General features: G+C 51.6%; 32 protein-coding genes. 10 read left to right on the forward strand and 22 right to left on the reverse strand.

Features of this window, described 5'->3' with window-relative positions; all coding sequences use genetic code 11:
* Positions 1-26: 26 nt before the first annotated feature.
* The 9 genes from albA to ABSG49_RS07560 form a co-directional block, all read right to left on the reverse strand.
* A complete protein-coding gene (gene albA, locus ABSG49_RS07520; protein ID WP_424025500.1) occupies positions 27-308 on the reverse strand; it encodes a DNA-binding protein Alba in 282 nt (93 codons plus the stop codon).
* A 15-nt stretch (positions 309-323) separates the two neighbouring features.
* Positions 324-1,346, reverse strand: a complete 1,023-nt coding sequence (gene asd, locus ABSG49_RS07525) for an aspartate-semialdehyde dehydrogenase (RefSeq protein ID WP_424025501.1) — start codon at positions 1,344-1,346, stop codon at positions 324-326.
* Between the two features lie 260 nt (positions 1,347-1,606).
* Positions 1,607-1,780 carry a ferredoxin family protein gene (locus ABSG49_RS07530; RefSeq protein ID WP_424025502.1) on the reverse strand — a complete coding sequence of 58 codons (174 nt, stop codon included), beginning with the start codon at positions 1,778-1,780 and terminating at the stop codon, positions 1,607-1,609.
* A gap of 5 nt (positions 1,781-1,785) precedes the next feature.
* Positions 1,786-1,959 carry a ferredoxin family protein gene (locus tag ABSG49_RS07535; protein WP_424025503.1) on the reverse strand — a complete coding sequence of 58 codons (174 nt, stop codon included), beginning with the start codon at positions 1,957-1,959 and terminating at the stop codon, positions 1,786-1,788.
* Between the two features lie 543 nt (positions 1,960-2,502).
* Positions 2,503-3,267: a 4-hydroxy-tetrahydrodipicolinate reductase gene (gene dapB, locus ABSG49_RS07540; protein ID WP_424025504.1), complete on the reverse strand. Its 765-nt coding sequence runs from the start codon at positions 3,265-3,267 to the stop codon at positions 2,503-2,505.
* 7 nt (positions 3,268-3,274) lie between these two features.
* Positions 3,275-4,246: a 4-hydroxy-tetrahydrodipicolinate synthase gene (gene dapA, locus ABSG49_RS07545; RefSeq protein WP_424025505.1), complete on the reverse strand. Its 972-nt coding sequence runs from the start codon at positions 4,244-4,246 to the stop codon at positions 3,275-3,277.
* A 7-nt stretch (positions 4,247-4,253) separates the two neighbouring features.
* Positions 4,254-4,445 carry a 30S ribosomal protein S17e gene (locus ABSG49_RS07550; protein ID WP_424025506.1) on the reverse strand — a complete coding sequence of 64 codons (192 nt, stop codon included), beginning with the start codon at positions 4,443-4,445 and terminating at the stop codon, positions 4,254-4,256.
* Positions 4,446-4,471: 26 nt separating this feature from the next.
* Positions 4,472-5,014, reverse strand: a complete 543-nt coding sequence (locus tag ABSG49_RS07555; RefSeq protein WP_424025507.1) for a thiamine-phosphate synthase family protein — start codon at positions 5,012-5,014, stop codon at positions 4,472-4,474.
* Positions 5,015-5,062: 48 nt separating this feature from the next.
* Entirely contained in the window at positions 5,063-5,614 is a 552-nt protein-coding gene (locus ABSG49_RS07560) for an HDIG domain-containing metalloprotein (protein WP_424025508.1), read from the reverse strand.
* A gap of 100 nt (positions 5,615-5,714) precedes the next feature.
* Here ABSG49_RS07560 and ABSG49_RS07565 point away from each other — a divergent pair, with 100 nt between their 5' ends.
* Both ABSG49_RS07565 and ABSG49_RS07570 read left to right on the forward strand, forming a co-directional pair.
* Positions 5,715-5,891, forward strand: a complete 177-nt coding sequence (locus ABSG49_RS07565) for a hypothetical protein (protein ID WP_424025509.1) — start codon at positions 5,715-5,717, stop codon at positions 5,889-5,891.
* Positions 5,892-5,991: 100 nt separating this feature from the next.
* A complete protein-coding gene (locus tag ABSG49_RS07570; protein ID WP_424025510.1) occupies positions 5,992-6,150 on the forward strand; it encodes a hypothetical protein in 159 nt (52 codons plus the stop codon).
* A gap of 822 nt (positions 6,151-6,972) precedes the next feature.
* Here ABSG49_RS07570 and priL read toward each other — a convergent pair.
* Positions 6,973-8,067 carry a DNA primase regulatory subunit PriL gene (gene priL, locus ABSG49_RS07575; RefSeq protein ID WP_424025511.1) on the reverse strand — a complete coding sequence of 365 codons (1,095 nt, stop codon included), beginning with the start codon at positions 8,065-8,067 and terminating at the stop codon, positions 6,973-6,975.
* Positions 8,067-8,810 carry a DNA polymerase sliding clamp gene (locus tag ABSG49_RS07580; protein WP_424025512.1) on the reverse strand — a complete coding sequence of 248 codons (744 nt, stop codon included), beginning with the start codon at positions 8,808-8,810 and terminating at the stop codon, positions 8,067-8,069. The genes priL and ABSG49_RS07580 overlap by 1 nt, the downstream gene beginning before the upstream one ends.
* Before the next feature lie 100 nt (positions 8,811-8,910).
* Here ABSG49_RS07580 and ABSG49_RS07585 point away from each other — a divergent pair, with 100 nt between their 5' ends.
* The 4 genes from ABSG49_RS07585 (at position 8,911) to ABSG49_RS07600 (ending at position 12,479) form a co-directional block, all read left to right on the forward strand.
* Positions 8,911-9,492: an RlmE family RNA methyltransferase gene (locus ABSG49_RS07585; protein WP_424025513.1), complete on the forward strand. Its 582-nt coding sequence runs from the start codon at positions 8,911-8,913 to the stop codon at positions 9,490-9,492.
* Between the two features lie 10 nt (positions 9,493-9,502).
* A complete protein-coding gene (gene moaA, locus ABSG49_RS07590) occupies positions 9,503-10,381 on the forward strand; it encodes a GTP 3',8-cyclase MoaA (RefSeq protein WP_424025514.1) in 879 nt (292 codons plus the stop codon).
* Between the two features lie 399 nt (positions 10,382-10,780).
* Positions 10,781-11,284 (forward strand): hypothetical protein, encoded by a 504-nt coding sequence (locus ABSG49_RS07595; RefSeq protein ID WP_424025515.1) that lies wholly within the window; start codon positions 10,781-10,783, stop codon positions 11,282-11,284.
* 22 nt (positions 11,285-11,306) lie between these two features.
* Positions 11,307-12,479 (forward strand): M20 family metallopeptidase, encoded by a 1,173-nt coding sequence (locus ABSG49_RS07600; RefSeq protein ID WP_424025516.1) that lies wholly within the window; start codon positions 11,307-11,309, stop codon positions 12,477-12,479.
* 611 nt (positions 12,480-13,090) lie between these two features.
* Here the strand turns inward: ABSG49_RS07600 and ABSG49_RS07605 are convergent.
* Complete coding sequence (locus ABSG49_RS07605) at positions 13,091-14,086, reverse strand: tetratricopeptide repeat protein (RefSeq protein ID WP_424025517.1); 996 nt, start codon at positions 14,084-14,086, stop codon at positions 13,091-13,093.
* A 239-nt stretch (positions 14,087-14,325) separates the two neighbouring features.
* Between ABSG49_RS07605 and ABSG49_RS07610 the strand changes: the two genes are divergently transcribed.
* A complete protein-coding gene (locus ABSG49_RS07610) occupies positions 14,326-14,562 on the forward strand; it encodes a DUF7557 family protein (RefSeq protein ID WP_424025518.1) in 237 nt (78 codons plus the stop codon).
* Positions 14,559-14,834, forward strand: coding sequence for a type II toxin-antitoxin system RelE family toxin (locus ABSG49_RS07615; protein WP_424025519.1), 276 nt, complete (start codon positions 14,559-14,561; stop codon positions 14,832-14,834). The genes ABSG49_RS07610 and ABSG49_RS07615 overlap by 4 nt, the downstream gene beginning before the upstream one ends.
* Before the next feature lie 676 nt (positions 14,835-15,510).
* Here ABSG49_RS07615 and ABSG49_RS07620 read toward each other — a convergent pair.
* The 5 genes from ABSG49_RS07620 to ABSG49_RS07640 form a co-directional block, all read right to left on the reverse strand.
* On the reverse strand, positions 15,511-15,762 hold the full coding sequence (locus ABSG49_RS07620; RefSeq protein ID WP_424025520.1) for a hypothetical protein: 252 nt from the start codon (positions 15,760-15,762) through the stop codon (positions 15,511-15,513).
* Positions 15,763-16,427: 665 nt separating this feature from the next.
* Complete coding sequence (locus ABSG49_RS07625; protein ID WP_424025521.1) at positions 16,428-16,763, reverse strand: hypothetical protein; 336 nt, start codon at positions 16,761-16,763, stop codon at positions 16,428-16,430.
* A gap of 14 nt (positions 16,764-16,777) precedes the next feature.
* Entirely contained in the window at positions 16,778-17,143 is a 366-nt protein-coding gene (locus ABSG49_RS07630; RefSeq protein ID WP_424025522.1) for a hypothetical protein, read from the reverse strand.
* 5 nt (positions 17,144-17,148) lie between these two features.
* Positions 17,149-17,643, reverse strand: coding sequence for a hypothetical protein (locus ABSG49_RS07635; RefSeq protein WP_424025523.1), 495 nt, complete (start codon positions 17,641-17,643; stop codon positions 17,149-17,151).
* A gap of 32 nt (positions 17,644-17,675) precedes the next feature.
* A complete protein-coding gene (locus ABSG49_RS07640) occupies positions 17,676-18,065 on the reverse strand; it encodes a hypothetical protein (RefSeq protein WP_424025524.1) in 390 nt (129 codons plus the stop codon).
* Between the two features lie 617 nt (positions 18,066-18,682).
* On the opposite strand from ABSG49_RS07640, the gene ABSG49_RS07645 reads away from it, so the two are divergent.
* Positions 18,683-18,808 carry a hypothetical protein gene (locus tag ABSG49_RS07645; protein WP_424025569.1) on the forward strand — a complete coding sequence of 42 codons (126 nt, stop codon included), beginning with the start codon at positions 18,683-18,685 and terminating at the stop codon, positions 18,806-18,808.
* Positions 18,765-19,937, forward strand: a complete 1,173-nt coding sequence (locus ABSG49_RS07650; protein WP_424025566.1) for a hypothetical protein — start codon at positions 18,765-18,767, stop codon at positions 19,935-19,937. Before ABSG49_RS07645 ends, ABSG49_RS07650 begins: the two co-directional genes overlap by 44 nt.
* A 66-nt stretch (positions 19,938-20,003) precedes the next feature.
* Here ABSG49_RS07650 and ABSG49_RS07655 read toward each other — a convergent pair whose 3' ends face one another.
* The 5 genes from ABSG49_RS07655 to ABSG49_RS07675 all read right to left on the reverse strand — a co-directional run bounded on the left by ABSG49_RS07655 (position 20,004) and on the right by ABSG49_RS07675 (position 25,026).
* Positions 20,004-21,062, reverse strand: coding sequence for an MFS transporter (locus tag ABSG49_RS07655; protein ID WP_424025525.1), 1,059 nt, complete (start codon positions 21,060-21,062; stop codon positions 20,004-20,006).
* 12 nt (positions 21,063-21,074) lie between these two features.
* Positions 21,075-22,994 (reverse strand): beta-CASP ribonuclease aCPSF1, encoded by a 1,920-nt coding sequence (locus ABSG49_RS07660; protein ID WP_424025526.1) that lies wholly within the window; start codon positions 22,992-22,994, stop codon positions 21,075-21,077.
* 22 nt (positions 22,995-23,016) lie between these two features.
* Positions 23,017-23,658 (reverse strand): archaeal proteasome endopeptidase complex subunit beta, encoded by a 642-nt coding sequence (psmB, locus tag ABSG49_RS07665; RefSeq protein ID WP_424025527.1) that lies wholly within the window; start codon positions 23,656-23,658, stop codon positions 23,017-23,019.
* Between the two features lie 85 nt (positions 23,659-23,743).
* Positions 23,744-24,592: a CBS domain-containing protein gene (locus tag ABSG49_RS07670; RefSeq protein ID WP_424025528.1), complete on the reverse strand. Its 849-nt coding sequence runs from the start codon at positions 24,590-24,592 to the stop codon at positions 23,744-23,746.
* A gap of 5 nt (positions 24,593-24,597) precedes the next feature.
* On the reverse strand, positions 24,598-25,026 hold the full coding sequence (locus ABSG49_RS07675; protein WP_424025529.1) for a universal stress protein: 429 nt from the start codon (positions 25,024-25,026) through the stop codon (positions 24,598-24,600).
* Between the last annotated feature and the right edge of the window lie 9 nt (positions 25,027-25,035).

Genomic DNA, 25,035 nt, shown 5'->3' on the forward strand with positions numbered 1-25,035 from the left:
AAAACGAGCAAAAAAGTAAGGAAAAATTATTTGTTATTGGCAAGAATAATCTCGATCGAAGAGACATTTGTCTTGCCTGAATCCGTATCGATAATTTCCGTTGAGGTCACGATCTCTTTTTTGGTGACTCCATCAAGGAAGCGGTTCAAGGCAATCTCGGCTGTATCAACGGCACGGGAAATCGCCTTCCCCCGTGCCTTGATTGCCACCTCGTCTGCGCCATTGTTAAACTGGGTGACCACGGCAAGTACGTAGTTCATGACCGGCTTGTTTCCGACGAATACTGTGTTCTCTTTCAGCTGCTGCATAGATCCCACCCCGCTCTAGAGATACTTCTTTTTCGTGATCAGTTCTGCGTTCAGTACACTCGCACCGGCAGCGCCCCGGATTGTGTTGTGGCCCATTGCCACGAACCGGATGCCCTCACGGAGCCGCCCGACCGAGACCGTCATTCCCTTGCCCCGCATACGGTCGAGCCGGGGCTGGGGTCGGTCCGGCTCCTCCTCATCAAAGAAGTGGACAGACTCGGCCGGTTGTGTCGGGAGACCCTTGATCGGGGGTTTGTAGTTGAGGTATGCTTTTTTGAGTTTTTCTACGGGCTCTTTGATATCCGCCCAGACCGCCATGGTATGCCCGTCGATGACCGGCACACGGTGGCAACTTGCGCTGACTTTGAAGGGTGCGTTTGCCACTTTGTTGCCTTTCAGGGTTCCCATGATCTTGAGCGTCTCCGTCTCCATCTTCTCTTCTTCCTTGCCGATGTAGGGAATCACATTGTCATAGATCGCCATCGCGGCAACCCCTTCAAATCCCGCCCCGGAAATTGCCTGCATGGTCGCTACCCGGATATCGGAGAATTTAAACTGCCTCAGGGGCGCAAGGGCGGTCACCATCACAATAGTAGAGCAGTTGGGATTGGTAACGATAAACCCGTCCCGGCCGGCGTCCCGCTGGACATCGATGAGGCCCAGGTGATCCGGGTTGACTTCCGGTACAATAAGCGGTATCGTCGGTTCCATACGGTGGGAGCTTGCATTGCTGCAGACCGCAATACCAGCGTCAGCAAATTCGGTCTCGACCGCAGTCGCAATCTCTGCCGGGAGAGCGGAGAAGACAAGGTCGACGTTCTTCATCGCTTTTGGCGATGTCGGGACGACCTTGATCCTGCCGATATTCTCCGGGAACGGCGTATCAAGACGCCATTTTACGATCTTTCCATAGGGCTTTCCCGCACTGCGTTCGGAAGCGGCAAGCGTTGTAAGTTTGAACCAGGGATGATCCGCTAGAAGTTCAACAAATCGCTGACCAACCGCGCCCGTAGCACCGAGCACTCCAACATTGATCATGGTGACAGGTCCTGTTTGTTCGTTTTCCCCGTTTCAGAATGATGGCGGGTTGTAAAATCCCATTTCACTTAGGATGATAAAAACATTGTTTTTTATAATTATTTTAACTGGTAGTGCCTGGAGGGTGCAGGGCCGGCCGTGAAACAGCATGTGCACGTACCGAAATAAAAAAGAACCAGATTCTTGCGGGACGTTTTAGATAATCACGTGAGATAGAGGATCCCTCTGAACCATAAAAAACAGATCCGGTAATTACCGGCTTATTCCATATGGATGGCTTCGGACGGGCAGACATCGACACAGGTCTGGCAGTCAACGCACATGTCCTTGTCGACTTTTGCCTTCTCATTCTCCATGGCAATTGCCGATGCGGGACATTCGCTCACGCAGGTTTCACATCCGGTACACTTATCGTTGTCAACGACTGCTACCAACTCGTTCACTCCACGGTTATAGCTTCTGATGGGCAGACATCGACACAGGTCTGGCAGTCAACGCACATGTCCTTGTCGACTTTTGCCTTCTCATTCTCTAGAGCAATTGCCGATGAGGGACACTCGCTCACGCAGGTTTCACATCCGGTACACTTGTCGTTGTTAACAACTGCTACCAACTCGTTCACTCCATCGTATATGTATCTTTTACCGACAAAAAAAGGGTTTCTATTATGACACGGGGCCATCCGGTTGCGCGTCATCGGGAAGGCTGAAGGTCTTCGAGTACGACCCCCATCCATCAGGATGGGGGGAGTGGAGAAGACCCGCAGGGTCTTCGACCACGATCAAAGTCTAAATCCATCACGATATAAGGAGTGGATAAAACTTATCAAGGTCTTCGAGTACGACCCCCATCCATCAGGACGTGGGGAGTGGAGAAGACCCGCAGGGTCTTCGACCACGATCAAAGTCTAAATCCATCACGATATAAGGAGTGGATAAAACTTATCAAGGTCTTCGAGTACAACCCCCATCCATCAGGACGTGGGGGGTGGAGAAGACCCGCAGGGTCTTCGACCACGATTAAAGTCTAAATCCATCACAACGCAGGAAGTGGAGAGAACGTATCAGGGTCTTCGACCATGACCCGGCAAGTTCCACGATATATGTCAAGATCTGAAAGGGGAAAAATTCCCCATGAAAAAATTAACTCGAAAAAATTACTTCTTCAGACCAAGCACATCGCTCATGCCATAGATGCCGGGCTTTTTCCCGACAACCCAGCGGGCTGCATGGAGGGCACCGCTTGCAAAGACCGACCGGTCATAGGCCCGGTGCGAGAGTTCGATCGTCTCGAAATTCTTCGAGAACATAACCGTATGTTCACCGACAATATCCCCGCCGCGGATCACGTGCACGCCGATCTCGTTCTGCCGTTCGGTCATGCCCTCGCGCCCGTACTGTTTCTTCCGTGCGCCGGCTTCCTCATCAATGATCTGAAGGATTGTTTTTGCGGTGCCGCTCGGTGCATCCTTCTTGTTCCGGTGGTGCGCCTCGATCACCTCGATATCATAATCCTTCAGGAGCTTTGCGGATTCCCTGATCAGTTGCCAGAAGATATTCACACCGACCGAGAAGTTGCTTGAGATGACCGCCGGCACATGCCCATGGATGGCCTTCTCCATCACCCCCCGCTGTTCCGGTGTAAAGCCGGTAGTGCCGACAACAAGCGCCACGTTATTGCGGGCTGCCATCTTCACGTTCTCAACGGCAGCACTGGCAACCGTGAAATCGATCAGTACATCGACCTTTGTACTTTTCAGGAGTTCCTCGGCATTTTTTGTCTCCACGATCCCGACACCGAAAAACGAGTTGGGCTTGAGATCGATCCCGCCGACCAGCTCAAGATCCTTTGACTCGTTGACCATGCGGCCGATGGTCTGTCCCATCCGGCCGGATGCGCCGCATACAACTACCTTTACCATGGCCTTCTCACCGCGTGCGCCGTGCCGGTGCTGGTTTCGCCTTGCTGCGGGCCGCTGCCTTTACGGGTTTCTTCACTGCCAGCGTTACCTTGGACGCACCCTTCGAAGGGATGGTGGCAAGAACCTTTTTCAGCTGTTCAGTCTTTTTCGCATCCAGTTCATCGAGCGGGAGGCGCACCGGTCCGCCCGCAAGGCCGATGAGTTCCACTCCTTTCTTGACCGGGATCGGGTTGGTATCGATGAACATGGAGCGGAAGAGTGGCGACATCGCGTAGTGCAGAACCAGTGCTTTCTGGTAATCCCCATGCTTCATCGCCTCGTACAGCGCAACCATCCGGGCCGGGTCGATGTTTGCCGCAACGGAAATAACACCGGCCCCGCCCAATGCGAGTATGGGGAGGGTGATGTTATCGTCGCCGGAGATGAGGACAAAGTCCTCGTCCTGCGTCTCCTCGAGGATCCGCGACATCTGGCTGATATTGCCGCTCGCTTCCTTGATGCCCACGATATTGGGATGCTGCGCAAGTTCCGCCACGAGATCGGGCTCCAGGTTCTGGCCGGTCCGTCCCGGGACATTGTACATGACGACCGGGATATCGAGATCCGCGAGTTTCGTGAAGTGCTTGATAAGACCTGATCTGTTCGGCTTGTTGTAGTACGGACTGATGACGAGCACGCCGTCCGCACCGATGTCCTTCGCCGCCTTCGTCAGGCGCACTGCCTCAGCAGTGTTGTTGGATCCCGTACCGGCAAGTACGGGGATCTTTCCATTGATCTTGTCGACCGTGACTTCCATGACCTTCTCATGTTCCTCGAACGTGAGAGTCGCAGACTCGCCAGTCGAACCGCAGGGCACAATCCCGTGGATACCGCGGGAAAGAAGGAAACCGATGTTGCGTTCGAGACCCGGAATATCCAGGCCCATCGCAGGGTTCCTTTTAAAAGGGGTTATGATTGCCGGAAGGACACCTTCGAACATAAATAGGTTATGAGTGTCTTTTGGTATTTATTTTTCTTGTAATGTATCCGGCGATGCGGTTCCGGACGCGCTTGCTCTCAATGACGGCGGAGCTTGAGAGTTGCACCTTGTTCTCATCGAAACTGCCCGAGAAGTTCTCCCGCTGTTTTGCCAGGAGTTCGGTTCCCATTGATTTGATGTATGACGGCTTGATTCCCATGTGAGATTCCTCAAGAATTCTATATTTTAAATGCGGTTTGAGCAGATAATAATATTGTTTGCAACGTCGACCGGGTTCTCTCCGAGAAGGATGAGCACGGCGCCTGCGCCCCTGCTCCCGCGGGAGTAAATCACGTCGGGGACTCCCCTCCTGCAGCAGGATGCAATCCCCCAGTCCATGGTGCTGATACCCTGCGGGGCTTTTGCCGCATCGAAGGATGAGCACTCAAGAAACAGGTCCTCATCCAGCACCTGGAGGGCCCGGTCGGAGAACCGGAGCAGGGCGCCACTCCTCCTGAGGGGATCAAATTTCATCACGGTCAGGAGAACCCGGGCGACGTGTTCATCGGAGCCAAACGAACAGGGACCTCCGGCATGTACTTTCCCGCCCGTACTGGAAATCCTGCCATTGACCGCCGCAATACCGCTCTTGTCCCGTGCACCCCGTATGGCAAAGCCAATCTGCGCCCCGTCCGGAGGAATGAGCTGCAGGTTCATCGACTGCACGAGCAGGGCAACCGCTTTTTCCAGATGTCCCAGCACATCGCTGCGTTCCTGAACCGGATCCATTACAGTACCAGTTGGGGGAGAGCGATATTAAGATGCCCTTAAAAGTGGTCAGGACAGCCCAAGTTCGGATCGGATCTCCATAAGCCCGGAAAGCGCGACCACATAAAATTCCGGTACGCCGATGACCGGCTGGATGAGCGCAATCCTGTCCCGATCGCAGCCGGCGGCAAACGACTTCTCTTTGGCTTTTTTCAGGAGGGTTTTTACTGTTACATCAGAAAGCCTGCCTCCCTTCACCAGAGCGCAGGCGATGATGAGCCCGGAGGCGCTGTCTGCTGCCTGGAGCGCAAGTTCCACCGGGCTCGAGTACGTATCATGATGAAGGAGATGATTATGGCGACGGATGATCTCCGCATCTTCCGGATCAATTCCGTGATCCTTCAGGATTTCTGCTCCCGCTACGCCATGCCGCTGCATGTCCCCCTGCACCTGCTCGAAATCGATATCGTGGAGGATCCCGATCCGTTCCCAGCGTCCCGTATCTGCGCTCAGGTGCCCCGCCATCGCTTTCATGATCGCGCCGGTTGCACGGCAGTGCCGGACAAGGTGTTCATCGTGGACATAGGTCCTAAGAAGGGAAATTGATGCCGGCCGGTCCATGAAAGGGATGTCGCTTTACGTGATTATAGGTGTTATCTTAAAAACCGCAGGGATACACTGTCGGATAAACCTATATCCTCCTATATCGAAAAGATTATGAATGGACGCACGACTCCTTGATGTGGTCATCGGCGTGATTGCCTTTATTATCCTGATCGTACTGCTGGCCGTTCTGCCGATGGCGATCCCGTCGGCATTTGCCTACCTGACGGCAATCATCGTCTTCATCCTCTTCCTGTCCGGGGCTGGATACCTCGTGAACGAAAAAATAACGTGATAGGTAATCTTGTTATTATTCTCATTTTTGAGCAATGGAAAAATCTCCTCGTTCCTTTATACGATTATCTCTTTCTCTTCCAAAGTTGTATACATCTTTCATGGACATCAGGCACAAGCTCTGCAAGCACTCTGATCGCGCACACACGATGCAACGGCTCTACAAACGGGATAATGGGAAGTTTGTTCCGGTTGCCTGGATCTGCCCGGACTGTGGACAGATACGGAAGGATGAGGTTCGGCATCTGTCGTTCAGGTGAAAAAAATTCTTCAAATTGAACCCCATACCCGCATTCTATGGCAAGAAAAGGTGGAGGAAGATTAGGATAACCCTATCATACTTCTCTGAAATTATAGAGTATGGTATACATAATGGAGAGGGATAAAAATGATCATAATAATCATCAGCAGGATTCCTAGTCCGCAACATAAATAGTAAAAATCAATTATCCCACCTTTGGATATTGGTATATACACTTCTGTTTCGGATGCTAAAGTCTCTTCTTCTCCTGATGCTTTAGATACTCCTTTAACTGATGACTTAGATTTTTTTACCATGATTTTCCCACCATGATATGCTCTATGAATCCCAGCCTACAAAACGTTTCCCTCACGAACAGGATATATCTTTCTTATTTTACATAAAACGAAGGCCATATCTGCGTTCTGTTGGCGTTTCTCATGGTGAGGGTACCAATGCTTATATTGTCATTTGTATATGTAGTCAATCAAGGAAGGTCCTACCAAGGTTGATCTTAGGAACAAAAAGTCCTTCATCGGATCTTCCCGTCCTGCTTTTCCGGGTTCTAATTTTAATAGAGAACGTAACCCATTGACCGTATGATATTACAAGGATTCGAATCTAGCTGTAAAGACAAATGACTGGTAAAACCTCTCATTTTCGGTCCCGTGAAAAATACAAAAGCTCCAGACGCGTTCTGTTTGCGTTCTGGGCGTTGAATTTCAACAAACCAAAAGAATACTGGTCGAAAAAGTTGATCGGTCGAATAGTGTCTTGTCATGGATTTCATGAGCAAACTTCTAAAAACAGTGGATCTTTGGATACCTCGTGAATGAAAAGGTCACGTAGACGACGGAGTCGGTACTTCCGCTCCTTTTTCTTCCCCTTTCTTCGGGCCTTTCCCCATCCTGTCCCTCTTTTTCACCTTATAGTAACTCAGCGGGTGGCCGATCTTTTCGCAGAGCGGGTCACGGTGGACACAGAGCCCGGTCGTCCGCATGGCAGCGCAGGCAGGTGTCGTGTATTCGGTGCCGGATCCCCCGCGGCCCGTAATATGTTCTACCTGGTACATGGTCTTCTCGGGATCAAAATCCGGTGAACGGGCATAGAGAGCTGCAATGCCGCTGACGTCCATGCCGATCGTGTGGAGAAACGTTGTGAGGGAGAAACGACCTGCATGGCTCAGGTTGGTGCCTGCCGTCAGTGCCGTGACGAGCGCCTGCATGCAGGGAGGGAAGGCGCTCTCCTCGATCGTACCGAACTGCTGGAGCATCTGCTCCTGGTATACCTTTTTCAACTGTGCAACGCGGGGTGAGAGTTGTTCGCAGAGGGCTGCAGGCACTTTGTGCGGAAGATCCCGCCGGAGCAGGAGCCGTATCCGTTCCCGTACCAGCTCGTACCGCTCATCTTTTTTAATCGCAACAAAACCATCCTCCAGCCGTCGGTTGACGAGATGGAACCGGTCCTCGTGGAGGGGCGATACCAGCTCCACGTAATCGACAAGCGGCATCCGGTCCTGCGTGATCCGTATGCCCAGTTCCCCGGCAAGCGCGACACAGAGCCGGGAGTATTCCCCGTCCTCCTGCAGGTAGTTCTGGTTCCAGTCCTCTTCCTTGACAAGGAAATAATACGCCCGCTCCGCCTCATACCGGGTCAAACGTTCGATGAGCTGCCGGTCGTTGACGCAGGATACGATGATCCGGGCGAGGGCATACCCGGCGATCTCCTCTTCCGGTGTGCCGGTTACCACGGGTGCAAACGTTTTTTTCGGGGTGATCGCTCCCTGGACACGGACAAGGGCGCGTTCGATCAGCGCTTCGCCTTTCTTATCCTTAAGGAGGGAATCCACCGAAGCAAAACGGCCCTTGACATGATCCTGGGCTTTTTTTAAAAAGGGAAAATGGGAAAGTTCCTTTGCCGATGGGGAATACTCCATCAGTCAGCCTCGATACGGGGTGCGAGGAGGTACTCGACATGCCCGTTGCCACCCGAGATATCGAACGAGAACCTGACCGGGTGGTCAATGCCAAGGAAGATCTCAACTTCGGCAGCCCGGCTCATGACCTTGCCCATGTCTTTGAGATAGTCAAGGGAGAAGAGCGAGCGGGCCTCAGCAGGGGTGAGCGATACGAGCTCGTCTTTTGAGAATTCGCGGCGGATATGGTCGGTATCCCCTTCGGCCACAAGGTAGAAGGTCTGGTCCTTGGGGTTGATCCCGAGGGCGATCTTGTCCGAGATCACGGCGGCTGCCTTCATGGCATCGTTGAGGTCCTGGCCTTTGATCACGATCTTCCCCGGCAGGCTGATGGTCGGCGGGTTCGGGTCCTTCCTTATCGTGTTCGTATCGAGAAGCGTGATCGAGTAATGGTAGCCGTGGACCGAGATCGACATTTTCTGGGCATTATCGGCCATCTCTATGCTGATCAGATCGCCTTTTCCGGCCATGCCGAAGATGTTCTTCATCTTCATGAGATCGATGCCCAACTGGCTCTTCGTTGCCTTATACGAATCGAACGCTTCTTTTTTGAGCGTGAGGGAGATCATCGCCACGTTCGCCGTGTCAACGGCACGCGTGGAGAGCCCGCTCTCGTCCGTATGCAGGCGGCACTCAGGGATGAGAGCCGAGATCGCTTCAATCGCTTCCCTGAACATGTCTGCATCAATAGTTGCTTTTAACATCGGTTACCCCTTAACAAACTCTAATACAGTATATCGTCATACGTTAATTATAGCGTTTTGGGTTTTAACTTAAGGATTTTTGAGAGGAACGATTCACACCATGGGTTCACAATGGGGATATGACAAGACATACATACGGGCAAAACAGGAAGGATACCGCTCACGGGCAGCCTACAAGCTCCTCGAGATCCAGAAGAAATTTGCGATTATCCGCCCTGACGATAATATCGTGGATCTCGGAGCGGCACCGGGAAGCTGGCTCCAGGTGGAGCGGACGCTCACGGACGCCCGCGTTGTCGGCATCGACCTCAACCCCATCGCAGGACTTGAAGGGGTAGAGACGATCGAAGGCGATCTCAACGACCCCGAAGTCCTTGAGCAGGTCAAATCGCTGATCGACGTTGCCAGTGTCGTGCTCTGCGATGCGGCCCCGAAATTGTCCGGGCACAAGAGTTACGATCAGGCACGGATCATCGAACTGAATGAGCAGGCGTTGTCGTTTGCCTGCAAAGTGTTGAAACTGGGGGGCAATTTCGCGGTAAAATCCTTCCAGGGCACCGACTTTCCCGAGCTCTATGCCATGACAAAAAAACACTTTTATTCCGTGAAAACCTGCATCACCAGGTCCACCCGCAAGGGCAGCACGGAACTCTATATCGTTGCAAAAAATTTCAATGGATGAGCATCACCCCATGGTTCTCAAGGATTCGTTCAACCGGCCGGTAACCAATATCCGCATCAGCCTTACAAAACAATGTAACCTGTCCTGTATCTACTGCCACCGTGAGGGTGAGAAATCATCCAAAGAACAGCTTTCTGCAGGTGATATTGCAGAGATCCTCCGGGTGGCAGCTGGTTTCGGTATCCGCAGCGTGAAATTTACCGGGGGCGAGCCGCTCCTCCGCCCGGACCTTCTCGAGATCATCCGGTCCGTACCAGCCGGCATGGAGTCCTCGCTGACCACCAACGGAACGCTCCTTGCCGGCCTTGCACACGAGCTGAAAAAGGCCGGTCTTAAACGCGTGAACGTCAGTCTCGACAGCCTGGACCCAGAGAGCTATAAGAAAATCACCGGACTTGACCAGCTCGCTGAAGTCCTGGACGGGATCACCGCTGCGCAGGAGGCCGGCCTGACCCCGGTAAAGATCAACATGGTCGTACTCGAGGGGATCAACGACCATGAGGTCGACGATTTCCTTGCCTATGTACGGGGAAACCGGAACCTCATACTCCAGCTGATCGAGCTGATGGACTTCAACCACTGCGAACACCACGGGGACTTAAACGGGATTGAACGGGCGCTGGCCATGCGGTCAAAACAGATCGTGACCCGGAGGATGCACCACCGGAAGAAATACTGTCTCGATGGGGCCGAGGTGGAAGTGGTCCGCCCGGTCCACAACACCGAGTTCTGTGCATTCTGCAACCGGCTCAGGGTCACATCGGACGGCAAACTCAAGCCCTGCCTGATGCGAACCGATAACCATATCGATATCCGGGGAAAACACGGGGAAGAGCTCGAAGACCTCTTCCGGAAAGCCGTGGCGGATCGCGTGCCGTTTTACCGGTAATCCCCACAAATTTTTTTCTTCCTGTGCTCTGGAGAAATCATTCAGGAAATTCTGACGCTCTCGGGGGCTTCGCCCCCGCCGCTGGGGCATCCACCCAATATGATGACGATGAATTACCTGTAACCTAATCTGAGGCATCGCACTGCGCCCCGTCCCTCAACGGGGGATGTCGAATCTCATCAGAGATGAGACACGAGAAGAATCCGAATGATTCTTCGAGTCTGGTGGTATTCGAAGAACTCTTGCGAGTTCTTCTCATCCTCATGGTTCTGATGAACCATTCGGAGGCGCAAGAGGGGGGCATCATAGTACATGAAACCGTTTTCGATAAAGTACATTCTTGCTTTTGCCCAATCCGCGACGCGAATTTATTTACGGTGCCTGCACGAACCTGTGGATATGCAGGATGATAATGAATTCCTCACGGTCCTCGATTATCTCTACGGCAAGTCCCTGATGCTCCAGGATACGGGAGGATTTAACAGGGTCCTCTATTTTTATCTCATCGATTCCCTCGCCCATATCGATTATACTGCGGGGATCTATGCCTACAATTACGGATCACCGAAAAATATCATCGGCGCCGAGTACATGCGCTGGCGGATTGACGAGGAGAAGAAAGGCGACCGGGCAAAATTCCCCGGCTTCATCAACTGGCTCCGTGAGAACCTGCCGGCAAAATTTGCCGCACTCCCCTCGCTCTGGCAGATGATCTACGATACGGAAGACCCGGCCAGTTACCGCAGTTTCCGGATTGTTCCGGACCCGGACAGCAAGAAGCCGGTCCCTGCGGGCTTCTTCTTCGCCATCATCGACGAGTTCTTCGAGCCGGAATTCTTAAAAAGCATCTATGAGGACGCTTCCCTTGGCACCCTGTTCTCCTCCTATTGCGCACAACACTGATCCCAGGTACTGAGTCTTTACCATGCATGTCAGCCGGATCTGTTCAGATCTCGTCAGAATAAAGAGCGAAAATCCTCCGGGCAGGACAGATGGGGTCATCGAATACATACAGGACTTCCTCGCCGGTATAGGTGTACGTTCGCTGGTCTGCGGGAACGGGCAGGGTCTTGAGAACCTTGTCGCGCAACCGGCAGGCACTCACATGATGCTCTGCGGCCACGTCGATGTCGTTCCTGCACTTGCCGATGGCTGGGCAAAACCGCCATTTTCCGGTACGATCGAAGATGGCTATGTCTGGGGAAGAGGCTCAACGGACATGAAGGGGGGGTGCGCCGCGATCCTTTCTGCCTGCAAAACGCTTGCAGACAATAATGAGGAGATCCCGGCAACGCTTGTTTTTGTCTGCGATGAAGAGACCGGCGGGGAGAATGGGATCCGCTACCTCCTCTCCAGGAACAGGATCCTTCCGTGCGACTGCATCATTGCCGAACCCACTCCTGTCCGCCATCCCAGCATCGGGCAGAAAGGGCTCTGCCGGGTCTCCCTGGAATTCGCCGGTGTCCCTGCCCACGGTTCGCTCTATCCCGCGGTGGGGGTGAGCGCGATCATGGAAGCGATGTCATTCCTCGCCTACATAAAAACCCTTCACGACAAGGATTATCCGGTGGATATTCACCTCCAGGAGATCATCGCGCAGTCATCGGGGGTACTGGAGCAGGAATTCGGAATTACCGGGATCAGCAATGTACTGAAAAAACTGACCTTCAACCCGGGCGTAATCCGTGGCGGGGAGAAGTCAAATGTCGTGGCCCAGCACTGCGAGCTCGATCTCGAGATGCGAATCCCGTGGGGGTGTTCCATCGCCGATCTCCTTGCCGGAATATCGGCACATGCCGGAACAGCGGCCGTGACAACTGATGAATCCTTCACCCCTTCGGTCGAGGACCCCCGGTCCCCACTGGTCACGATCACCTGTGCTGAAGTGGAACGGGTATATGGCGGGACGGTCTTTCCCATCGTCCAGTGGGCGGCAAGCGATGCCCGTCACCTCCGGAAGTGCGGCTTTCACGTGATCGAGTACGGCCCGGGGGAGATCTCGAGCCTGCATGCCGTGAACGAGCGGACTTCCATTGACTCGCTGGAGAAGGCAGTGATGGTCTATAGTGGTGTGATGCGGCGATATGCCCGGCGGTAACCGGAAGGGTTAACGTCCTCATTACCGGATCCTCATGACGCAGAACCGCGACTCCTGAATTTCCTGGCAGCACGAGAGTAAAGAAAAGAATGGCTCCGGTCATCGTTTTTTATCGTAATCGCTCGTGGGGGCGATGAACCTCACGGAACGTGAGGTGAAGCGGGAGAAGAACCTTCAGGTTCTTCGACTCTCACACTATCGCAGTCGAAGAACTCTGTTGAATTCTTCGAAGACCGCAGGTCTTCTCCTGTCTCAAGTCTGATGACTCTCGACAATCTCCAGTCAATCCTCGCTGTGTGACGAAGGAACACGAGAAGAGAGCCATCAGGCTCTCTTCGCTGATGCGACGATTAATTCCCCGCCGCTCGGGCACAGCGAAGGTGCTTCGCACCTTCTCGCCCCCTCATCGCTTTCTGCAGATGCGGGCATCCCCCACGATGCGATATCCACTCAGAAGGTTGGCGAAAAAGGATCTGAAAAAAGGGTGGAAAAAATGGTAGCGGGTCAAGGGGATGCTCCCCCTGCGTTGCCTCACCCTTGGGAGAGAGAGTGGGTCCCGCTCATCGCTTACGAAGAATACCGATCCAAAAAAACGAATCCTCTAAAAAAAATTATTTCCTTGCCCTTCTCACAATCGCCATCAGACCGGCAATTACTGCCACCGCACCCAGTGGAGTAAGTGGCGATAACGGGGAGTACGTCGTCTTCTTTGCTACCGTTACTGTCGTTGAAGGTATTTCCTGTGTTATCTCACCGGTTGGAGCAGCAGTCATGACCGTAGTCTCCTGGGGAACCGGCGTTGCGGTAGTGTAAAAAGTCCCGATCCGGCTGATGGTGGGTGTTGGCGTTATTGTATCACCAAGGTAGGTGAAAACCTGAAGTTTTCCCCTCACGCTGTCCCGGTTGTTCAGGGCATCCGTGAAATCCGGATCGATCGCGATCGCCTTGTTGAAGCATTGCAGGGCATCGGTGGTCCTTCCCAGCGCAACAAGTGCTTTTCCCTTGTTGTTCCAGGTGGTGGCATTATTGACCGTTACACTGGTCGCTGAATCAAAGGCTGACAGCGCGTTATCATAGTTTCCGAGCGCCATATACGTAAGACCAAGGTTGTTCCAGGCTTCGATATTCAGGGGATCAAGCAGAGTACATTGTTTATACGATACCACCGCGCTTTCTGACTTGTTTATCATCTGGTATGCATAGCCCTGTTTGCAGTAGGCGTCCATGTTGTTGACCTGGACGACAAACAGGTTATCGTACGCAACAACCGCCTCGTCATATCTCTGGAGTTGATAGAGCGCAAGAGCCTTTGCGTTGAGGCCATTCGGGTCTTGGGACCGTATCGCAAGGGACTGGTTTGCCGCGTCCAGGGCATTGGTGTAATCCCCGAGGCCATTGAGTGCGACTGCCTTTCCCGACAGCGCGGAGGCATAATTATTGTCAAGTGCCAGGGCGTTATTGAAATACGTGAGTGCATCCGGATAGTTCTTTGCATCAAGGGCCGCCAGTCCCCGGACAGTCCATTCGGTAGCATCTTCGGCACAGACGATTACGGGAATGAACAGGAATGCTATAAGAAGAACCAGAATCAGTATGTGTGACCGCATATTCTCATGACGAAATTTCCCCTCATCGCTGATGAATGTATTGATTATTTTTAAAAAAATATTCAGATTGGCTTGGGGGAATTCTGGAAAATTTCCGGGACCGGTCCAGGTAAGTCCAGAAAATTGTTTGAACCGGCCCGGAATTTTTTGTAAAAATTTTAAGATCCTGCATGTATGTTACACTGGTGCCATCGGGCTAATAGCTGATTTAATACCTATAGTAACCTATAGGTATTACTATGCAGGCAGCGAGCTCAATTTACATCCGGGAAGATCTCAAAACCCAGCTGAATAACCTGAAGCGGAATCCGAAGGAATCGTACAACGATGTCATCGAACGCCTGGTGAATCTCGCCGTTGACGATGAGCCGCTCAGTGCGGATGCTATCAAAGGTCTGGAAGAAGGCCTCGATGACATCAAAAAAGGAAATCTGATTCCGGAAGAGGATATCAGGAAGAAATACGGAGTTAAATGAGCCCGTACCGGGTGAAATATACCAATCGTGCAGACCGGGATCTGGAAAGATTACCGCCAGAGATTGCCCGGAAGGTTGTCAGCGCGATCCACACTATCAAGGAAGACCCGTATCAGTTCATCAAAAAAATGAAGGCATCAAATCCAAACCATCCGGTGTATTCTCTGAGGGTCAGAAGGGATGTCCGTGCCCTGCTGTCAATCCATAATGATGTCCTGATCATCCATGTCCTTGAAATCGATCACCGGAAACAGGCATACCGGGATTTCTGAAGAGGACCTTTCTCTCTGCATTGATGGAATGACGAAATTTCCCATTATGGCTGATGAATGTATTACTTTTTTTTCAAAGGATTAATAGAATATTTGTTTAACTTTTTCCGATTCAAACATGTTTAACTTTTTACGATCGCGATCATGATCGCAATCAAAAATTTTCAATCGACCCAATGATTGCGTTTGAAATTTTTCAAATGCGATCGTGATCGCGGTTGCGGGCGTGAAAAATCTCCATGAGAAATAAAGGTCTGCCAGACGTGAGCGACCTCCGGATTTCCGGATTGATCGCGGTCAAAATTTTTTTATCGCGATCGTTTTCGCGATCGAAAATTTTCAATCGACCCTTGTTCAAAAATTTTCAAGCAGGGTCTGGCTGTAAAAAGTTAAACAGATCTTGTGAGCAGGTGCGGTTTGGACTCCCAGGCCAGACCCCCACTAATAGAGGCAGGTCCGCGGCCTATGAATGATACCGGTTCGTTCACGATCCGCAAACATTTTGTTCATGGAACGTGAACAAATCTCGCGTGCACTTTCTGCGGAAGCCCATGTCCTGGTCCTTATCCGGGAAAAAATTACATCAATGAAAGGATCTGGCGAACCTTTTTACCGGTCGTTCGTGAAATAATCGATCACACTTGAAGGTGAATTACCTCGCACGATTTGATGAGTGTTACGAACGCGGACTTCTGCGAAAGGTTGAAGCCTCTGCCGAATTTTTTTTATTTGAAAGAATTTGATTTTCGTAGGAATTTTTTCGAGAAAAATTTTTCAAAATTTTTTTCGCAATGCAAAATTTATCCGGAAATTTTTCCCAAGCTGGTAAAATTCTTTCACAAAGCAAAAAATTTTTTTCCGATCCATATAAAAAAAATATTCCAGCTCCCAATCCCAACGCATCTTCCCCAAAATTCCCGAAACTCATCCCTGAAACTACCCTCCAAAACCACTATTTTCCCGGAATTGACAAACTCAAATCCGGGCACGCTACGGCCTCCGTTTCCCGGTAAAACCCAAACAAAGCCCAAATTGAGCCCCGTTTGAGATCCGACACGCCCCTGTTTGATGCGATCCACCGGAGGTTTTTCACAAACAGGGGGTCGGGCATATATCCTCACCGTGAATGAATATTTTCTCCGACGTCCGACAGGTTATCAGACCTGGAGGAGGAGAAGAAATCTTCAGATTTCTTCGACGTAGAATCCCGCCTCTCCGACGTGAACCCGACACCCAAAACAGGGGTTCTTTTCGTTTTGACCCACTATTGGTCGATCCGGACCGTGATCGCCTGCTGGAACACCGCTAAATACGACCTCCCTTTCTCCGACGTAAAAATGAGCGAAAACAGGGGAATTAATGTCTCATTTTTGCGAATTATGACCTCCCGGGAGGCAGCACCCATGTTTGCCAAAGAAAGTCTCCGACGGAGAACCATAAAGTGGGGAGTGAATGTCCCCTAAGGTCCCGGGTCTGGATGGTGATCCGGAAAACCGAGAGGTTATCTTCGGCAACTCTCCGCCATCCCAAGGGGGGGTATCTCCCATACGGTGGTGTAAAATGACATCGTGTCCAATGCAAAAGGGAAAAAAATTATTGATAGGATGTCAAAGTATCTGCCGGTTTAGCACCGGATTGAACCAATTTTTCATATGCATCAACATTATTCTTCATCCATTCCGCGATAGATTTGTAGTTTTCAGTGCTCATCCTAATATCGATTAAAAAAATTCTTTTAACTGTATTAACTGTAAGTTCGGGCATCGCTTGTCCTTCTTTGATGTTTGTCTCTACTTGGGGAATGTCAATATAGAATGCCATTCGTCCACCGGTTGCATTTAAGTTACCTACAATCCCGTCGATATGCTGTACTTTAAAATTTGGATCATTCTCAGATTCAAATTCTATTCCCTTCTGCTTTTGTGACATTTATTACCTCCAAATTATGTTTCGTGATGAATCCTTTCGGCTGTTTTTAAGCTCCCTACAATTAAATTGTCTAAATCTGGAACAACATCATCGTAATCACAATGATTTCTCAGTTTACTCAAATCACGCAAATCATTAAAAGCAGCTTTTTTGTTGTGAGACCAATACCAATTTCTTACGGCATCGTGGATTCCATCGGTTCTAAATTTAAATCCCTGCTTTTTTTCAGCGCAATCTTTTGCATAATGGAATGCTGCGTAATATGCCCTACTTACAATACATCGATTAAGTGTTTCTTTATCACAGGTACATTCAATAAAGGCAGGGTTGGTACGTAAATTTCTTGCAAATATTAAATAATCATACCATTGGTAAACCATAATAATCAAGACAATGGATGAAAATCAGTAGAAATTAAAATCCAGTCGTTATTTTGGAAATGTTCTGAAAAGATGTCTCGAACTTTCCATATTTGTTCAATAAAATTTTCTGGATAGGAATTCTGTCTTATATCAATTGAAATAAAATGATCATTGGTTTCTGGATCATCATATTTTTTAACAAAAATTTTGATTTTGCCTTGAAAGGTATCTCTAACAATTTTATTAGTAAACAAAAAAGGTTCTATTAATTCATCGATATCTTTAGAAAGAGTCAATAAATAACCAATAATTTCTTCTTCATCAATAATACACATTTTTGTATTTAAATTATTAAAAAAAGTTCTTATCTGCGATTCAACATTTATTGATTTTTCATATACAATTGGGTTGATGACAGAATTATATCCAATAAATCCATCACTGTTACTATTTATACGAACACTTTTTGGAGAGCCGGATAAAGCGCTGATAGAAGAATTTTGAACGAGAACAAACATCGTTAGTACCACGTATATTATGATGATATTAATTAAATTTTACTAAACTTAACCATTGGTGTTGTTTGAATTACGTAAATTGGATTTCCCATCGGATCACAGGTGCCGGTTCTTGTAATTTGAGATATAACTGGTTTAAATTTCAATAGATATCCATTACTTGTTTTGTATTCATTCCAGTCATCGAGACTTTTTTCAATTGGGATATCATCTTCTTTCGGTAATTGTGTCCACTCTGCTGGCAATCTTACACCAATTACATTATTCATCTGAAAACCGAATTTGGGGTTTCCAAGTTGATCCAAGCCTTCCATTAAAATATTGATAAGGACAACTTTTAGAGTTATAGTAACACCATCGGTTAACAAATAACTATTCCATATTTCTTTTTTAACTTCAAAATCCAGATAATTACGGTTCATTATATTTATCTCAACTGTACTAATGTTTAAACAAGTTGATATGCTTTATTAAATTTTTTTTAACAAATTGTTTTTCCTTCATAATCTGCATTGGGGTCTTGTATCCGAGTTTCTGGATCTTCCTATCGTTATTAAACCAGTTGCGGAATTTGTCCGCCCGGCTCCCGCTCATTGTAAATTCTCTGTCGTGCACCAGCATCCCGGCCCTGATTGGGAGGGGGGGTCTGATCGGGCCCGAAAAAAATCGGAAGGGGGGTTACCCCCTCCGGAAAAATAATTGGTGGGGGGGTATGCCTGATACCCCCCATCCTCAAAAATGGGATGTACGCAATATTGCACGCATGATCAGCCACACGGCGCTATTGCGTTAACGGGACTTAATGGGGACGATACCGCCGGAACACTTCAATGTAGAGTATATAAATTTCCCTCAAACGCAACAAAACACCAAGATGCAACAGAACCAATTTTATCAATTCTTTAGAATCTGCCCGTAGTCCGGGCAGTCAGTAAATCAAATAGAAACCTAAATAATCTGTGGGATATATACTGGGGCTAATGCTGTCCAAACGCGTGGTTCTTGCAATCCTGATCATAGCGGTTGTCTTGATTGCGGGATGCAGTTCAACATCGACAAAATTGAAATCCTCATCAGATCTCGCCACTTCCTCCATAACATTACCTACAACGGTTTCTCCTTTGACCCCGGGAGGAACGTGCCGGCAAGGGTTAACCTCGTGTAACGGTCAATGCAGCGATCTCTCCGTAGACATAGGGAATTGTGGAGCCTGCGGCAATACCTGCCATTCTGGACAACCATGCGTCAACGGACAATGCGGTTGCAAGGGTGGACAAACACTCTGTAATGGAGGTTGCCCTGATCTCACATCAGATATCAATAACTGCGGTAGTTGTGGAAATGCCTGCCCGACCGGATCCATATGCAGGAATTCGAAATGTCTGAATACGAGTACGGTATGTCCTCCGGGACAAACTGAGTGTTCTGACAGGAACTGCGCCGATCTGACATCTGACAACATGAACTGCGGTAGTTGCGGAAATGTCTGCCAGGCCTACTCCAAATGTACCAATTCGGTTTGTGTGGGCATGGAGGATATTAACACTCTGGAATGTCCTCAGGGCCAGATTGAGTGTAACGGACAATGTGTCGATGACACATCCGACAACAATAACTGTGGAGGTTGCGGACGGATCTGCCCGGCCGGGTCTCAATGCAATAATGCGCAATGTTGGATCCCGGGAGCTGCACCCACTTTGGCTTCACCCACTTCAGCTGGGTCTAGTACTGTATGTTCTTCGGGCCAGACCAACTGCGGTGGAACCTGTACCAATACCCAGAGCGATTCCAGCAATTGTGGATCGTGCAATAATGTATGTCCAGGCCTACAAAGTTGCTCTGGAGGTACTTGCGGTTGCTCGTCCGGTATGACTAACTGCGGTGGAACCTGTGCCAATACCCAGAATTCTTTGAAAAATTGTGGATCATGTGGGGTTGTCTGTGGAGCGGGACAAGATTGCGAGAATGGCAAGTGTATTACTTTTTGCCCATCTGGTTCAACTACTACCGGCAATTGCGGCTCACAGACCTATTCAAGACCAACCGTTACCTCCATCTCACCCTCATCCGGCCGGCAAAGTATTGGAGTGTTAATCCGCGGAACCGGCTTTACCGGAGTCACCAATGTATACTTTGGCTCTGAACCGTCGCAATATGGATTTAGAGTACTCAGTTCTACAGTTATAGCTGCGGGAAGCCCGCAATATCCACCCGGAACTACCATTGACGTCACTGTTGTCACACCTGGCGGCACATCCGCAACTTCACCAGCCGATCAGTTTACTTATCAATGACTGGCTCAGACTAGCCGCTCTAATATCACTTTTTTAATAGGAATCAACAGCACGGGTCGTGCCGCATTACTTCCTCACCGTAACCACAACCGTCACCGCAGCCAACGCCGTCACGCAGAACGCAACAAAGAACCCGGCCCCGTCCGCAATAATCCCGGCAATAAACGGCAGCACCGCCATCCCCAGGTAACTGGTGGTTGTGAACAGCCCCATGGCGGTGCCCTGCTGTTCCCTGACACGGGAGAGGAACGCCATCTGGGCGATCATGACGATCCCCGCGAGGAAGCCGAGCACGAGGAAGCCTGCTGGCGAGAAGTAGGAGACCATGACGCCGGCCACCATCAGGATGGCCGAGATTTGGATTGCCAGGATCTCGTCAAAACGGAACCGCGAGATAATGAGCACCGCGACGATCGTCGCCACGCTCATGCCGGCAATCCAGAGCCCGAGGAGATCCGGGGCGGCCCCGGAAAATTTCGGGTAGAGGGAGGTGACAACGCCGGTGATCCCGACCAGGACAAGGGATGAATACCAGATCCCCCGGTGTTCCCGCACGAGCGAGAGGAATGCAGGGACGCCCCCCCCGGCGACAGCAGCAGGGGCCTGCGGTTCCTGAATGAGAAAGCTGAACACCGCGGGGATGATGGAGAGGACAGTGAACAGGAAGATCCCGGCCACGGGTTCGTGGAATGCGGCTGCGAGCAGGCCGGCACCGATCAGGCCAAGGACGAGGCCCCCGTTGAGCAGGGCCATGAGATACCCGCTCTGCCGCTCATGGTCCGGCCCGGTATTGACGAGCGACATCGCCGGCGCAACGAACAACCCTGCGCCAATGCCTTCCATGAGCCGGACTGCCAGGGCCGGCACCGCAGTCGTTGTAATGGAGAGCAGCAGCCCGCTGACAACAGTAACGGCAAGACCGATCCGCATCATCCGTATGCGGCCGTACCGGTCCGAGAGTATGCCGGCCGGCAGCGTGCTTAAGAATGCGCCGAGAAAGTACGCCGAGTATACCGCACCCGACCAGGCGGAATCGGCCGCAAATGCCGGGAGCACGGGGACGATGGCGTTGGACAACGCCATCACGGAAAAGATGCCGAGAAAAAGGGTGATCCGTGTCCGCATCGCAACCGCTTTTCAGACCATCCGGTAGGTCTCGAGGTTCATCGGTGAGTGGGTCTCGATGTGGTACCGCTTGTAGATGGAGCTGGCGAGGTCAATCGTGTTGTTCTCATCACCATGGATGCAGAAGATCTTCTCGGGGCGGGGCTGGATCTGGCCGATATAGTTCATCAGCTGCCGTCGGTCGGAGTGGCCGGAGAAGCCGTCGACCGTGACGATCTCGAGGTTGATCGTGATCGTCCCCTTCCGGCCGAGAGGCACTTCGCGCCAGCCCTTCTGGATCCGGCGGCCATAGGTCCCTTCTGCCTGGTACCCGACAAAGACGAGCGCGTTCTTCTCGTCCTGGGCAAGGTTCTGGAGGTATTCCATCACCGGTCCTCCGTTGAGCATACCGCTCGTGGAGATGATGACGCAGGGATCGCCCGCCATCACTTTCTCGCGGAGCTCGTTGCTGTCCACCTGCTGGAAGCACTCGGCAAGGAAGGGGTTCATGCCTTCGCGGAAGATCAGGTTCCGGAGTTCGGTATTCAGGTACTCCGGGTAGGTGGTGTGGATGGCAGTTGCCTCGCGGATCATGCCGTCAAGGTAGATCTTCACCTTCGGGATCTTGTCGAGGCGCATCCCCTCTTCCAGGGCGAGCATGACTTCCTGCGACCGGCCGACCGAGAACGCGGGGATGATCACCTTGCCGCCCCGCTGGAGGACGGTGTTGATCGTCTCGTACAACCGGGCCTCGGCATCCGACCGGGCCTGCTGGAAGTCGTTGCTGCCGCCGTACGTGCTCTCCATGAAGAGCGCTTCGAGCCGCGGGAACTGGTTGATCGCCGGGTTGAAGAGCCGGCTCTTGCTGTAATTGAAATCGCCGGTAAACGCGATGTTGTACATACCGTCGCCGACGTGGAAGTGGGCGATCGCGGAGCCCAGGATGTGGCCGGCATTGTGGAACGTGAGCTTGATATCCGGTGCGATATCGGTCACGCTGCCGTAGTTGAGCGTGATGGAGTGACGGATATAGGTCCTGACCTCGTTCGAGGAGTACGGCACCTTGCGGCCCTCCTTGTTGATCACGTCGAGGTAATCGAGCTGGAGCATCACGGAGAGGTCCCGGGTGGGGGGTGTCGCGTAGACCGGGCCTTCGTACCCGTACTTATAGAGGAGGGGGATCAGCGCACAGTGGTCGAGGTGGGCGTGCGTCAGGACCACGGCATCGAGCCCGGCAAGCGGGTGGATCTCCGGGACGTAGAGGTAGGGCGTCCCGTTCTGGTTGTCGGGTTTTTCCCCGCAGTCGATCAGCACCTTGCTGTCCGGTGTCGAGAGCAGGAATGCGGCCCGGCCGACTTCGCGGCAGCACCCGAGAGTAGTAACCCGGACCCACTGGTCCTTACGGGTCGCATCCTTGTTGGTATCATCCTTGCCAGGAAGGTCCCGGTGGATCCTCCGCCCGATCGTCCGGAGGAACTGCTTGCGCTCCTCGTTCGCGGACCGCAGGTACTGCCGGACCTGCTTGACCGTGGTGCTTTCGATCGGGGGGGTCCGCACGACCTTGGGGGTCCAGCCGATATGCTTGGTGATCTCGCGCAGCGTCGCGCCGTTCTTGCCGATCACGACACCGGGTTTCTCGGCCTCGATGAGCACTTCCCCGGTGTCGGCATCAAAGAAGATATCGGTGATGCCGGCGGTCTCCGGCACGACCGCCTTGATCTCGTTGTGGGCCTTTTCAGGGTCTTCAAGGATCGTCGGCCTGACAACGATCCGCTTGCGCAGGTCGCGGGCAAGGATCTTGATTAAGTCCGCCTCGTCAGCGAACCGCTTGGGGTCATCGGTATAGATGACCAGCTCCGGGCCTTCAAACTCGACCTGCGTTACGTTAATGCCATGCGGCACTTTTTCATTAATTTTCTCTTTGAGCTCTCTCAACCGTTCTTCAATCTGCATAAAATAGTCGTCCTAAAAAAAGTTATACGGAGGTTTTGGCAGAATAGTTCTTGACTGCATCCTCGCTAAGTTCCTGATACCTGTCTTTCGTGATCACTACAATATGGATCCCTTCACCGGATGCGGAATCGCGCTTCATTGCGGATTTCAGTCCCCTGACCGCAATATCGATCGCCTCGTCCTCGCTCATGTTCGGTTTGAACCGGTCTTCCAGCACACCGTACGCCATGGGCGAACCGGAGCCGGTTGATACGATCTCCTCTTCCTTTGTCGCACCACCCATTGCATCCACGGAATAGACGCTGGGCCCTTTCTCGTCAATGCCGCCAACGAGGAGCTGGACATAGTATGGGTAAATGCGGTTCTGGTTGAGATAGTTTGAAAGAAGCGTTGCGGTGGCACCGACCGTGATCGGGCGGGACCTGCGGATCTGGTACAGGTTGCATTCCACGGAGAGGATGCGTGCGAGCTGCTGGGCATCGCCAACACCGCCGGCCGTGGTCATGCCGATCCGTTCTGCGACCTGGTACACTTTCTTTGCTTTCTTGCTCGCGATCATGCTGCCCATGGTCGCCCGTTTCTCGGTTGCGAGAATAACTCCCCCGGCAAAAACGATGCCGATGGTGGTTGTCCCCTTCATGGACTCCTGTAACTGTTCAGGCATATTAACACCCCAAAAACAAATAAACGCCTAAAACCTGTTAAAAGCGCTTTTAATTATTAAATGATATAGGGAAATTTAAAGGTTTTTATTCAGGCTCTTCGTTGCAGAAGGCCCGGATCAGGTCACGGTCATAGAGCATGGCGACCAGTTTCTTGTCACCGTTTATCACCGGCAACTGGTCGACACGGGAGCGGCGCATCTTCAGGGCGCACTCACTCACTTCCGCGTTCTGCGGAACTGCCACGACATTCTTGACCATGGCAAGTTTCACCGGCCGGTTTGGCAGCTGTACCCGGGAGATGCCGAAACTGATCGTGTGGTTATCCCGGATGCTCTCCCAGGTCCATTCGTCATCATCCGTACCGTTGGAGAAGTCGGAGACGCCGACAGAATCCTCAATACTTGAGCTCCGGATGAGGTCGCGCTCGGAAATGATGCCCTGGAGTTTGTTCTCGGCATCGAGGATCGGGATCGCATCGACACCGGAGATCTCCATGACCCGTCCGACTACCGGCAGGGGGGTCTCCTCCCAGAGGGCAAACGTCTTGCTGGTATACTTGTCCTTGATCTCTTCCTTGACCTTGGACTGGGCGAGGGCATGGATGACATCTGCAACCGAAAGCAGACCGACAAGATGGTTATTTTCAACAACCGGCAGTCGCCGTATATGCTTTGTAACGAGGATACGGGCGGCCTCACTGATCTCCATGTCCGGTTCGATGGTGATTGGCTTTGCCGTCATCAGGAGGCCGAGCTGGGTCTCCTCCGGCTTACTCAGCAGGTCCTTCCGGGTGATGATCCCGACAATTTTCTTGTTCTTGATGACCGGTACCCCGGAGATTCCCGTGCGCTTGAGGATCTTCAGGACATCATCGCGGTTGCCCGGGATTTCGACATGGACAACGTCGGATGTCATGTAGTCTTTGACAATCATTTCTGTTATGATCTCACCACCAGGGTCGATACTCTGCTGTGGGTGACAACAAATGTGCTGACGCTCCCGATCAGAAGCCGGTCGGTCTGGCTCTTCCCATGGGAGCCGACAACGATCAGGTCGGTTTTTATCTTGTCTGAAAGAGCGATGACTTCACTGCCGGCATGACCGAATTTGAGGTGGGTTGTGAGGGTGATACCGTGTGCGGCAGCATCAGTCTTTGCCTTATCAAGAACCGCTTCCCCTTCTTTCTGGAGGACATTGTACATTATTTCAACCGTATTGTCGGTCGGGAGGGAGGAGAACAGACCGGTTTCAACGATATAGACAGCATGCAGCTTGGCATTCCCCGCATGAGCCATCTCAACAGCCCGTTCAAGAGCCTGCTGTCCTGCCGGGGAGCCATCGAGAGCAACAAGGATATTAGAGAACACCGTAATCAC

The organism is Methanoregula sp. (genome assembly GCF_049510175.1).
Taxonomy (GTDB): domain Archaea; phylum Halobacteriota; class Methanomicrobia; order Methanomicrobiales; family Methanospirillaceae; genus Methanoregula.